Source organism: Ensifer sp. Root127 (assembly GCF_001425225.1).
Classification (GTDB): Bacteria; Pseudomonadota; Alphaproteobacteria; order Rhizobiales; family Rhizobiaceae; genus Ensifer; species Ensifer canadensis.
Genome location: NZ_LMDX01000054.1, coordinates 416056 through 427459, shown reverse-complemented (window position 1 = coordinate 427459; position 11404 = coordinate 416056). Strand labels below are relative to the sequence as shown.

The following is an 11404-nucleotide window of genomic DNA, read 5'->3' as shown; positions in this document are numbered from 1 at the left end:
GGTAAGCGCGAATTTCTGCGCGCCTTCTGAAGCGCAGTGCTCTGAGGCATGAAGTGTCCACCAAAAGATAGGTGGACACCAAATCATGGATGAAGATGCTCCTAAACTGCAGGTGCGGCTTGTTGGTCGCGACGGCCGCCGTCGATATGACCCTGCCTCAAGAGATCAGCTTGTCGCGGCGTGTTTAGAGCCCGGCGTTTCGGTCTCGCGGCTGGCGCTGGAACATGGCGTCAATGCTAATCTCGTTCGGAAGTGGATGAAGAAGGCCAGAGAGGAGCGTCCTTTGCCTTTGGTCTCGACGTTCGTTCCGGTTCAGATTGCTCCGGATATGCACTCGTCTTGTGCCAGCGATCGACTGACGAAGACGGAGCCATTGGGCAAGCGCTTTCATGCATCCAAGGTGAGCGCGCTACTGCCGAACGGGGTTAGCCTGACGGTGGAATGCAGCGATGTTGATGGACTGGCGGCGATTATAGGAGCGTTGAGCCATGTTCAGACTGGGCGCTGACCTCAAGGTCTACCTGCATCGCGAGCCGATCGACTTCCGCGCCGGCATCAACAGCCTTGCGGTTCTGGTGCAGGAGGTAATGGAGCTCGATCCCTTTGCTCCCGCGGTCTTTGCCTTTTGCAATCGCCGTCACGACCGGATGAAGCTCCTGTTTTTTGATCGGTCCGGTTTTGTGATGGTCCTGAAGAAATTGACGGAAGACAGGTTCCGTTGGCCGCGCCGGGAGGTGCCGGTCGTTGTGCTGACGACAGAGCAGCTCCACTGGATTCTCGACGGCATCGATATCGACGCGATGATCCGCCATCCGGTGCGGCAATATCAGATCGCCGGTTGAAGGTGGCGAATTGAGCTGTTGACGCAAAGGGGCGGTTCAGATTCAAGAATCGGATGGTACGAGGCGGCGATCCTGACATTGCAGTGCTGATGGCGCAGTTGGCGGCAAATGCTGCCGAAATCGCTGCGCTTAAAGCCGAGAAGGAAGCGCTCTCGCGACAGGTCGTCAAGCTGGAAGAGGAGTTGGCGCTCGCAAGGCTCCATCGCTTTGCCCCGCGCAGCGAAAAGCACATTGATCGCCTCTTCAACGAAGCCGAAGAGGCCGCAGACGAGGATGATCGTGATTATGGCGACGACGTCGCCGATCTCCCGGATACAGGCTTGCCGGCGGTCGATAGCACTGCGGGTAAAAAGCGGGGCCGCAGACCTCTGCCGGAAGACTTGCCGCGTGAGCGTGTCGAATATGACCTTCCCGACGATCAGAAGGCTTGTCCATGCTGCGATAGTCAAATGCATCGCATGGGCGAGGCCGTTACCGAGCAGCTCCATATCGAGGTCAAGGCAAAGGTCCTGCAGAATGTGCGGTTCAAGTACGCTTGCCGCCATTGCGATCGCACCGGGATCAACACGCCCGTCGTGATCGCACCGATGCCGAGGCAACCCCTGCCGGGCAGCATCGCGACGGCATCGACACTGGCCTTCGCGCTCGTCCATAAGTACGTCGATGGTACACCGCTCTACCGCGTGGCGCAGACATTCGAGCGGGCCGGCGTTCCGATCAGCCGCGGGGCTCTCGCTCATTGGGTCATCGGTTCGAGCGAGAGGCATCTGCACCGCATCTATGACGCTCTGAAACTGCGGCTTCAATCGCAGCCTCTCATTCATGGCGATGAGACGACGGTTCAGGTCCTCAAGGAAAAGGACAAGGAGGCCACCAGCACATCGTATATGTGGGCTTATCGGAGCGGTGAGGACAGTGACGAGCCGATCGTGCTTCTCGACTATCAGCCTGGCCGCGGCCAGATCCACCCGCAGACCTTCCTCGGTGACTACCGCGGCATATTGGTGAGCGATGGCTACACCGCGTGGCGCACATTGCATGGCGCAACCCATGTCGGATGCATGGCTCATTCCCGGCGGCGCTTCGTTGAGGCCCTCAAAGCCAGAAAGAAAGGTGGCGGCCCGCCGGAGCAAGCTCTCAGGTTCTTCGAGCAGCTCTACCGGATCGAAAGACAGGCTCGAGACGAAAAGCCCGACGTCGGTGAAACGCTGGCCGACTGCATTCACCGTTTCCGGCAACAGCACAGCTTGCCTGTCCTGACCGCCCTGAAGGCGTGGCTCGACGACATCGCGCCGAAGGTCGTGCCGGATACCAAGCTCGGCGATGCTGTGTCCTACACTTTGAACCAATGGGATTACCTGACGCGCTACACCAGCGACGGCAGGATGCCGATCGATAACAACATTCTGGAACGCGACATCAGAGTTTTTGCCACCGGAAGAAAATCGTGGCTGTTCAGCGATACCGCTGACGGAGCCAAGGCCAGCGCAGTGATCTATAGTTTGATGCTGACTTGCCGCGCCTGTGGCGTCGATCCACTCACCTGGCTGCGCCACGTGCTTGCAGAGTTGCCGCAGCGCGACGAAGAGGCCGACATCGGCGACTTGCTACCGTTCAACTTCGCCAAAACCTCTGCGGCCTAATAGAGCCGGATATCGCTACCGATGCGAGGGCGATTCAGCGGTGCCACAGCCGTCAATGCGCATGGAAAATCGCGCTTACAGTTTTCCGAGCTTCTGCCGCAGAAGTTTCTTTTGAAACAATTTTTCCNCCAAAACCTCTGCGGCCTAATAGAGCCGGATATCGCTACCGATGCGAGGGCGATTCAGCGGTGCCACAGCCGTCAATGCGCATGGAAAATCGCGCTTACTGAAAAGGCATCGCAACCAGACGATTTTTTAACTAAAGGTTGTGACCCTAACTCGGTAGAGCCAGTTTTCTTTGCATAAATAACCTCTGGTGATCAGCCACCACCTGAGCTGTCTTGCAACCGGCGAGGTCCTCTTCCTGGGTCGCAAGTTCGCTTGTGATGTCGCTTCGATGAACCTGCTATCGGCAATTCCGAGGTCAAAACGCTTGAAGAGCGCGTCCGGCAGCCTGAAGCCACAGTGCGCGGCACGGTGTTCTCTCCGCCGAAGTGGACCCACGGAACTGTATTTTACTGATGCTCATCACTAACTGATAGTGGACCTCGATAGTGAAGTAGCATCAGACCGTAGGGGGAAACCTATCGTTCAAGCTCCGAGCGGGCCTCTGATGGCTGCTCCGGGGGGCTTCGACGTTTCCTACTTTGAGAAATCTGACCCAGCCCCTCGCTGGCTATCATTCCTCTACAAGCGGGGACTGCGTGGCGTCGTGACGTGCCATCGATGCGACAAGCTTGGAGACGGCATCGCGCTGAGAAGCCGACGCAATCTTGTCGAACTGACCCGCCAACTTGAGAGCTGCCACGCTTACGCTAGGAATGGGCACGGTATTCGTGCTCGCATCAATGTCCGCGAAGAGCTGAGCGATGCTGCAGTTGAGCGCGTGAGACACGGCGACCAATTTACTCGCCGAAATTCGGTTGGTGCCCTTTTCGTACTTCTGCACCTGCTGGAATGTCAGGCCGAGCTTCTCGCCGAGCGTTTCCTGCGACATCCCGATCAGGTTTCGAATGCGCCTGACGTTGCGGCCAACGGTTACGTCGATTTCGTTCGGTGACTTGGGATTTGGCATGATGCTCTCCTTCGATGTCGAGTCGGGTTCGTGGGCGGAAGGTGATGTTCGTGGGGTTCTTTGTCTACTCCCAGAAGTGCTAGTGACCCGCGTGGCGGGCTAGAACCTCTTCGGGCGATGTGTGCCCACGACAGCGCTCATGCCATGTAGGCGCGATCACCTTGCTGTAAGCCAAACTAGGCGGACACTCCTTCGGACACGGATGCAGACGGATTCACCGTTGGGTAACAACGGCTGGTTACCCGGGCCTGTGCACTCAAGACTGCGTATGTCCTGTCGCTGCTGCGGCCATCCTACATGAGGAGGCTGCAGGCACAGCTTCTGGACATCCGCTTAGACGATGAACCCCTGTTCCTGCAGCACGCGGCCAAAGTAATAGGCTTCATATATGAGGCCAGTCGATCGATCCTGCTTCACACCAAGGACGGAGGGGTCGACGCGATTGTTCGTCCGCCCATCGCGGATGGCCTGCAGCGCGACCGTGTGCGCCTGACGATGCTCGAACAATGGCTAGAAGAAAACCAGCAATCGGCGGACGCGCCCACCGTCGCTGCCGTGCGAGGCATGATAGCCGAGGCACTGGAGGATAGCCTCCGCCGCCGCCCATGGAGGGCGGCGGCTCCTAAGGATGCCGTCGCCGAAGCATTAAGCTGGCTCCCTCCTAATCTCGCTGAGAATGCACGAGAACACCTGCAAAGCTCCCTAGTGAACTTTGATTTAGGATTCACCGACCCCATACTGCTTGAGATATGGTCAGGGCTGGCAACCGGCTTGCTCCGGAACAAGGACTATCGCGACAACTCCCATGCAGGGGCACTATTCAATACGATCCTCTACAGCACCTTGTCCTTTCTGTTCTCACGGACGAACCTCACCGTCAGCGCGGTCTCGGGAATCGAGTATCTCTTCAATCGGGACAAGGCCAATCCTCCGATCGAAAAAGACCTTCAGAAGGACTTCTACAGCTTTCTCCAGTCTACAGCCCTTCGTTCTGTTGCCATTAGGGAAAGGAATGATCTCGGAGGGGGGCGATCAGATATCGACTTCGTACTTGGCGGCGCCACCGTCGTCGCTGAACTTAAGAAGACGGACGTTAATCATGATCTGGAAGGATTGACGAAGGCCTTCGGACTGCAGACTGCAGCCTACCAGCGATCTAGCTACACCTTCTGCGTCCTCATGGTTTTAGACCTAGTTGACCGGCGGGGTGACGCCCCCAACGTTCGTGAGTGCATAGGACTACAGGAAGTCGTTCCGCCGGGAGGCACGACGAAGTACTCTATTGTGGTCGTAAGGATCCAGGGCATGCGGAAGCCACCACATGATCTCAAATGAGGCGGTCGCAGTAGGCCCGGGTGGAGCGATCTAGTTTTTAAAGCCCACGCAAGCTGCAATCATGGCTGCGGGCCTTCACTATAATGCTCTGCGTTTCGTCAACTCTAGTTTCGTAACGGGATTCTGAATGTGAATCCATCCATCCTCCGTCGTGGTCTTGCTGCCACGTGGCGAGTTGCCGCAACTCGTTTGCCTGCGGCCTAGCTCCTACGCCTGAGGGTTGGATTGCGGATATCATCCGGTCGGAACCCGGATCGGGAGCGCCGCAGCCGCTTCGTGTTTGTGGAATTCGAGGCATTGAGGGTATCAGCCGTGGCCGTCCAAGCTCAGGCTCACGAATCTCAAGGAGCGAGACCATCGTACGTGAGTCAATATCCGAAGGGTAACGCTTTCCTCTGCCAGTCAAAGGCCGTCGTGGCTGTTGTCTTCGGTCGGTGCGCGCCTTGGTAGCCAAGCGAGCAGTCTTTCGTTGGAGATCATGGCCATCATGGCATCGGCAAGCGCATCGAGGTCTTCGACCCTCCATCCGGCGAGTTCTTCATTTTGCGTATCATCTAGTTCGATCGCGCGGGTATCAAGACCGATGCCGATCATCCGTAGGAGGCGTACTTTGGCAGCGCGGGCGTTGCCTTGCTCATAGATCTCCCTGAAAAGGGGGTCGTTCTCGATGTTCATCGTAAACATGCTGATTATTTCCCTTCTGAAGTCGTCCGACATGTTGCGTAGCGTAGCGGCAACCAACAAGACGGCCGGCAATGGAAGATCAGATTGGCCGCCATTCGTGTCCAAGTGGTCACGAATGGCTTGAGTAGACCTCTTCCACATCGTCTCGTCTTCTGCATCAGAGCAGATCAGCGCTAGGATCCAATTCAGCGGCAGTCGGCTGCGTACAAGGCGATTTCTCCAGCTAAACCAGAATTCTCTGATGTCATGAAGCGAGTAGGAGAAATCCAGCTTGGTCCCTTGGAGTTCACTCTCCATGCGCATAGGGGGCGAGCCAATATAAACAACCATTTGAACTATGTCGGGGGTTACGGTTCGTCTCCCCTGTTTTCTGTAGTGTCGGTATATCGAATTGCGATAGTCCAACATCCGAAATACCATCCTGCTATCGTTCCAAGATTGGAACTCGACATGAAATATCTTCCCATTGCGTCGGACGAGAGCATCGACCTCGGTCTGTTCGAAGTCGGGAAACCCAGGAGGGAGGTCGTGTCCCAGCGGTATGTCGAGCATCTGTCTAAGATACGAGTTCTGTACTGCGAACATGATTTTCATGGTCACATCGAACTTCGGAAAGTTTTTGTCCAGAATTTCGAGCAATCGGCTCACAACCTAGATCTCCCTGCAATGCATGGCGTCACTCGTTTGGCGGGCGCAGCAGTAACGAACGTCTCCTAAGCAATTGTGAAGTGACTGAAGGGCGGAGCACGGAACTCAGCCCACGTCCCTCTGGATCAGTTCATCATCACGGCAATGAAACTATGCCCTTCCATTGGCACCTGCTGAGGCTTCGACGATGCCTGGGGAGGAACCTCGGCATGCGCGGGACCAGAATGTGCCCGGTTATCGATCGCATCGCTGCTGGTAGACACTACGAACATGCGGGCTACAGGCGAGGACAAACCTGTTGGCGCAGACTGCCCACGACAGCGCCCCCAGCGACAAACCAAAGGCGCGCAATCATCTGGTCGTGGCTATGAGAATAGGATATATAAACGATTATTCGGTTATTAATGAGAGTCAAGATGCCACGCCCCAAAACAATGCCTGATGAAGATGTGTTGGCAGCCGCGTTGGCGATCATACATGCGAGCGGCCCGGAGGGCCTGACCTTCGCCGCTCTTGCCACGGGCACCGGGCTCTCCGCCTCCACCCTGGTCCAGCGGTTTGTGAACAAGCAGAACCTCGTTCAGCGCACGCTTTTGCAAGCCTGGGACGGGCTCGACCGATTGACTTCAGAGCTTTCCGCGACCTTGCCGAAGACACCGGAAGGCGCCGTCGACCTGCTCGTCGGACTGTCCGGCGGCTATGGCGGCATCGAAACCTATGCCGACGGGCTTCGGATCCTGCGCGAGGATTTGCGCGATCCGGCGCTTCGCGCCCGCGGCGCGCGATGGCGCGATGCGCTCTCACAGGCGCTGGATGAACGCCTCTCTGGTCCATCGGGGCCGGTGCCCGGCATTGGCCTCCTGATGGCGTCCCACTGGCAGGGGGCCCTGCTTTGGTGGAGTTTCGATCCGCAGATCCCGGTTGCGGATTTCGTGCGGCAGAGCCTGGGCCGTTTCGTGTCGGTCCTCGCCACAGGCGCATCCGCTCCACACGCTGCTTGAAGTGCTGCGCGACTGGGCCACGACAGGACCGATCGGTCACCCGGCTTCAAATCCGCGTGACATTGCACGCGGCCTGGTGACGCGGAGGCGTAGTCAGCCTAGATCGGAATGGATGATCAGGTTTGCTGCTGCATTTTTCTCGCTGCTTGTGATGTGCTCCCTGGCGGTCGCACAGGATCGGCCAATGCTTCCGACGCTGTTGGACGGCCTTGCAACGCGCGACGACTTGAAACCGTTGAAGACGGTGATTGTCGCCCGATCCGGCTCTGTCCTTGCCGAGCGCGGCTACCGGGGCACCCGCCCTATGGACACCACCAACATCAAATCGGCTTCCAAATCGATCGTATCGGCGCTGGTCGGCATTGCGATCGACAAGGGCTTGCTTGAGGGCCCGGACCAGAAGATCGCTCCGATCCTGAAGCCGGACCTGCCGGCTTCGCCCGATCCGCGGCTTGAGGACATCACCATCGGCAATCTGCTTTCGATGCAGGCCGGTCTCGGAAGGATGTCCGGTCCGAATTACGGCCGCTGGGTGTCCAGCCGGAACTGGGTCCGCTCCGCACTCGCGCAGCCGTTCGACGACGAACCGGGCGGGCAGATGCTTTATTCGACCGCGTCCACCCATTTGCTCTCGGCAATCCTAACCAAGGTCAGCGGCAAGTCGACGCTTGCTCTCGCCCGCGAATGGCTTGGTCCGATCAAGGGTTTTCGCATCGATGCCTGGGACCGCGATCCCCAGGGCATCTATCTCGGCGGCAACCAGATGGCCATGAGTGCGCGATCTCTGCTTGCTTTCGGCGAGATTTACCGCAACGGCGGCAAAACGGCAGATGGAAGACAGGTGGTGCCGGCGCAATGGGTCGCACTTTCCTGGCAACCGCGCACCAATTCTCGGTTCTCCGGCGACATCTACGGCTACGGCTGGTTTCAGCGTCAGATCGCCGGCGAGACCGTGCATTTCGCCTGGGGCTATGGCGGCCAGATGCTCTATATCGTTCCGGCGTTGGATCTGACCGTGGTGATGACGTCTGAGGAGAGCGGCCCGTCGGCACGCACCGGGTACCGCGATGCGCTGCATCTGCTGCTCGGCGATATCATCGACACGGTCAGGGCGTCGCCGCGTCTCGGCGAATAGCTGCGTTTTCCGCCCCATCACCGGCGAAACCTGCGGTGCCGGGTGCAGCCGCCGTGTCGCGTGCGTGGCTTCGTGCGGAGCGAACCTGCTGTGGATGAACGGCGTCTCCTTTTCCTGATGGGCTCGTGGGCCGCCGGCCGGCAAACGCAGGCTTGCACGGCAATTCAGCCGGCGCCGGCACCGGCGATATCGTGCGCGCCGAGCGCGGGACGGGCCGTCATTTGCCGGAGGCTGTAACGCTTCCCTCCGATCGTAGTCTAACGATCAAGAGAAATAGAGATCGCAGGAGAAACACCGGTTTCGCGCAGCCGGTTCATTGGATGCGCCGTATGTCTACAACCAGGATGACGCAGCAATCTGTCAACGTGGAGAAGCACCATGACAATTCCCAGACCCCTCCTTGGAGCCGTTATCGTTGCTCAGTTGGCAACTGTCGCCGTGGCCGGAGAGACCAACGAGAACAGCGGCGTGGCGATTTCGGGCTATGATCCGGTCGCATATTTCGTCCAGAGCAAGCCGGTTGAGGGCAAAGCGGACCTTGCCGTGACCTACCGTGATGCACGCTTCATGTTCGCCTCGGAGGAAAACCGCAAAGCCTTCGAAGCAAACCCGGGAAAATATGCGCCGCAGTATGGCGGCTTTTGCGCCTACGGCATGTCCCGCGGCTACAAGGCCCCGATCGATCCGGCGGCGTTCACGATCGTCGATGACAAGCTCTACCTGAACTACGATCAATCGGTGCTGGAAACCTGGCGCAGGGATATCAAGGGTTATGTGACCAAGGCCGATCAGAACTGGCCGGCGGTGAAACTGCAGTAAGCCGGTGGACGCTCAGCTATCCTGTGTCTCATCAATGAGGCGCAGGATAGCCTCGCGATCTTCATCGAGATGCGGCGGGCGCTTGCGGTACTGCACCGGTGTTGCCGACATCTTCAGCGGATTGCCCAGAACGCGGATCGGGGTCTCACCTGCTTGGTCCTCCATGCTGACCACCATTCCGCGCGCGAGCGTATGCGGATCACGCAGGGCCTGATCGACACTAGCAACCCGACCGGCGGGAACACCCTCGGCGTTCAGCCGTATCTCCCAATTGCGAGCGGTGTCCTTGACGATTTCGCCGGCGATGATGGCCTGCAGGTCTGCCAGATTGGCAAGTCGATCGCGATTGCGGCGAAAGCGAACGTCTTCGGCCAGTTCCGGTTTGCCGATGACGGCAGCAAAGCGGGCGAACTGAGCATCGTTGCCGACGGCGACAGCCAGATGTTCGTCGGCCGCCTCGAAGGTCTGGTACGGCGCGATATTGGGATGGGCGTTGCCGATGCGGCCCGGCACACGCCCGGATACCAGATGATTGGTTGCCGCATTGATCAGCCAGGCGATCTGGCTGTCGTAGAGGGCGAGATCGATCTGCTGGCCTTGCCCTGTGCGGTCGCGATGGCGCAACGCCGCCAGAATGCCTACGGTCGCGTACATGCCGCACATCACGTCTGCTATCCCGACGCCGGTCTTGACCGGAGAACCACCGGCCGTGTCCGGCTCGCCTGTAATGCTCATGATGCCGCCCATGGCCTGGATCAGGAAATCGTACCCGGTGCGGTGGCTGTAGGGGCCGGTCTGGCCAAATCCCGAGATCGAGCACCAGATCAGATCGGGCTTGATGGCTGCCAGATCCTCATAGGCAAGGCCGCGGCGCGCCAGATCGCCCGGCTTGTAATTTTCGACGACGATATCGGAAATCCGCGCCAGGCGACGCACGAGGTCGACGCCTTCCGGCGTGGCGATGTCGATTGCGATCGACTTCGTTAGTCATGGGGACTGAGTGTTAGACCGGAGCCGAGCGTCAAGTATTGACGCTTGTCTCGTTTGTTCTCGGAGAGTTCAAAGATGGTTTCCGGCGTTGTTCTATCCGGACGAACACGTCTTCAAAGGGCGCCGCTAGGCCGAGCCGCGCAGCATGATCTCGGCGCTGAGCAGAATGCGCTCGTCCGCGGGGAAGGCCTGATCGTCGTTCTCGGTTTCGCCGAGCTTGAACAAGAGAAGCTCGATCGCCAGCCGGCCGATCTCGTTGTAGTTCTGCGCCACCGTCGTCAGCGGCGGGCAGGTATAGCGCGACAGCGGATGGTCGTCATGGCCTGCCACGCGCAGGCCGCTGTCCGGCTCTCGGCCGACCTTGACGCCGGACTGGAAGGCCGCCGCAATCACGCCGAAGGCAACGCGGTCGTTGGCGCACAGCACCGTCTTCGTCGGAAAACCGCCTTCTCCCAGAATGCGCAGCGTTTCGTCGTAGCCGAACTTTTCGAAATCCCACGAGGCGTTTGGCGCCGTCGGCACGATGACGGGATCCATCTTCAACTGCTGCATCGCCTCCTCATAGGCGTGCTGGCGGGCCAGTGCGTTGTTGTTGACCGGCGGCATGCCGAAGTAGCAGGGCGGAGCGCCGGACCGGCAGAGATAATCGACCATCAGCTTGAAGCTCTGCCGGTTGTCCGTGCCGACGAAGGAGGAACTGCCGTCGAGCGGCGAGTCGACATAAACAAGCGGGATGCTCTCGCCGAGCGAGGTGAGCTTCTGGTGATGGGACTGGACGCCGAGCGGGGCGATGATCGCGCCGGCGACGTTCATCGACTTGAAGGTCTCGATGGCGCGCTCCTCCATCTCCGGCTTGCCGTCGGAGGAGAGAACGAAGGCGAGAAAGCCCGCCTGGTTGGCGATATGTTCGATCCGCCGCGTCAGCGCCATGTAGAACGGGTCGGTCGAATTGGGAACGATGACGCCAAGAATATTGGTTCGCCGCCGGTTGAGATTGACGGCGAAGATGTTGGGCCGGAAGCCGGATTGCTTGATCGCGGCCTCGATGGCGTCGCGGGTCTTCTTGCGAACCGAAGTCGGATCGTTGAAGTATTTGGAGACAGTGGGGCGCGACAAACCGACGAACTCCGAAAAATCCTCCATCGTCTTGATTTGTCTGTCCACGGTCGAAGCGCCCCCATTCTTCTTTTGGGTTTCGTTTATAGATTTATTTCCGAGGGATAGGCAGTGTC

At 58.8% G+C, this 11404-nt stretch carries 11 protein-coding genes; 7 read left to right on the top strand and 4 right to left on the bottom strand.

Going from position 1 to position 11404, the window contains the following annotated elements; translation table 11 throughout:
• Nucleotides 1-85: 85 nt before the first annotated feature.
• From ASD03_RS37115 to ASD03_RS37105, 3 genes are read left to right on the top strand one after another with little or no spacing between them, the layout of a single operon-like run.
• Entirely contained in the window at nt 86-508 is a 423-nt protein-coding gene (locus ASD03_RS37115) for a transposase (RefSeq protein ID WP_057219249.1), read from the top strand.
• Complete coding sequence (gene tnpB / locus ASD03_RS37110) at nt 489-842, top strand: IS66 family insertion sequence element accessory protein TnpB (RefSeq protein WP_018857828.1); 354 nt, start codon at nt 489-491, stop codon at nt 840-842. The genes ASD03_RS37115 and tnpB overlap by 20 nt, the downstream gene beginning before the upstream one ends.
• A gap of 53 nt (nt 843-895) precedes the next feature.
• Nucleotides 896-2485: an IS66 family transposase gene (locus ASD03_RS37105; RefSeq protein ID WP_057219247.1), complete on the top strand. Its 1590-nt coding sequence runs from the start codon at nt 896-898 to the stop codon at nt 2483-2485.
• Nucleotides 2486-3164: 679 nt separating this feature from the next.
• On the opposite strand, the gene ASD03_RS37100 is transcribed toward ASD03_RS37105, so the two are convergent.
• On the bottom strand, nt 3165-3560 hold the full coding sequence (locus ASD03_RS37100) for a helix-turn-helix domain-containing protein (protein ID WP_057219245.1): 396 nt from the start codon (nt 3558-3560) through the stop codon (nt 3165-3167).
• 297 nt (nt 3561-3857) lie between these two features.
• Here ASD03_RS37100 and ASD03_RS37095 point away from each other — a divergent pair, with 297 nt between their 5' ends.
• A complete protein-coding gene (locus tag ASD03_RS37095; protein WP_057219243.1) occupies nt 3858-4895 on the top strand; it encodes a hypothetical protein in 1038 nt (345 codons plus the stop codon).
• Between the two features lie 402 nt (nt 4896-5297).
• Here ASD03_RS37095 and ASD03_RS37090 read toward each other — a convergent pair whose 3' ends face one another.
• The gene (locus ASD03_RS37090; protein WP_057219241.1) at nt 5298-6227 is read right to left on the bottom strand and encodes an Rpn family recombination-promoting nuclease/putative transposase; all 930 of its coding nucleotides are present in this window, start codon (nt 6225-6227) and stop codon (nt 5298-5300) included.
• A gap of 416 nt (nt 6228-6643) precedes the next feature.
• Here ASD03_RS37090 and ASD03_RS37085 point away from each other — a divergent pair, with 416 nt between their 5' ends.
• From ASD03_RS37085 to ASD03_RS37075, 3 genes are all read left to right on the top strand, one after another.
• The gene (locus ASD03_RS37085) at nt 6644-7228 is read left to right on the top strand and encodes a TetR family transcriptional regulator (RefSeq protein WP_057219297.1); all 585 of its coding nucleotides are present in this window, start codon (nt 6644-6646) and stop codon (nt 7226-7228) included.
• 112 nt (nt 7229-7340) lie between these two features.
• Complete coding sequence (locus ASD03_RS37080) at nt 7341-8363, top strand: serine hydrolase (protein ID WP_057219239.1); 1023 nt, start codon at nt 7341-7343, stop codon at nt 8361-8363.
• 378 nt (nt 8364-8741) lie between these two features.
• A complete protein-coding gene (locus ASD03_RS37075) occupies nt 8742-9182 on the top strand; it encodes a YHS domain-containing (seleno)protein (RefSeq protein WP_057219237.1) in 441 nt (146 codons plus the stop codon).
• A 12-nt stretch (nt 9183-9194) separates the two neighbouring features.
• On the opposite strand, the gene ASD03_RS37070 is transcribed toward ASD03_RS37075, so the two are convergent.
• Entirely contained in the window at nt 9195-10151 is a 957-nt protein-coding gene (locus ASD03_RS37070) for a CoA transferase (RefSeq protein WP_280137648.1), read from the bottom strand.
• A 147-nt stretch (nt 10152-10298) separates the two neighbouring features.
• A complete protein-coding gene (locus tag ASD03_RS37065; protein ID WP_057219233.1) occupies nt 10299-11315 on the bottom strand; it encodes a LacI family DNA-binding transcriptional regulator in 1017 nt (338 codons plus the stop codon).
• Nucleotides 11316-11404: the final 89 nt, after the last annotated feature.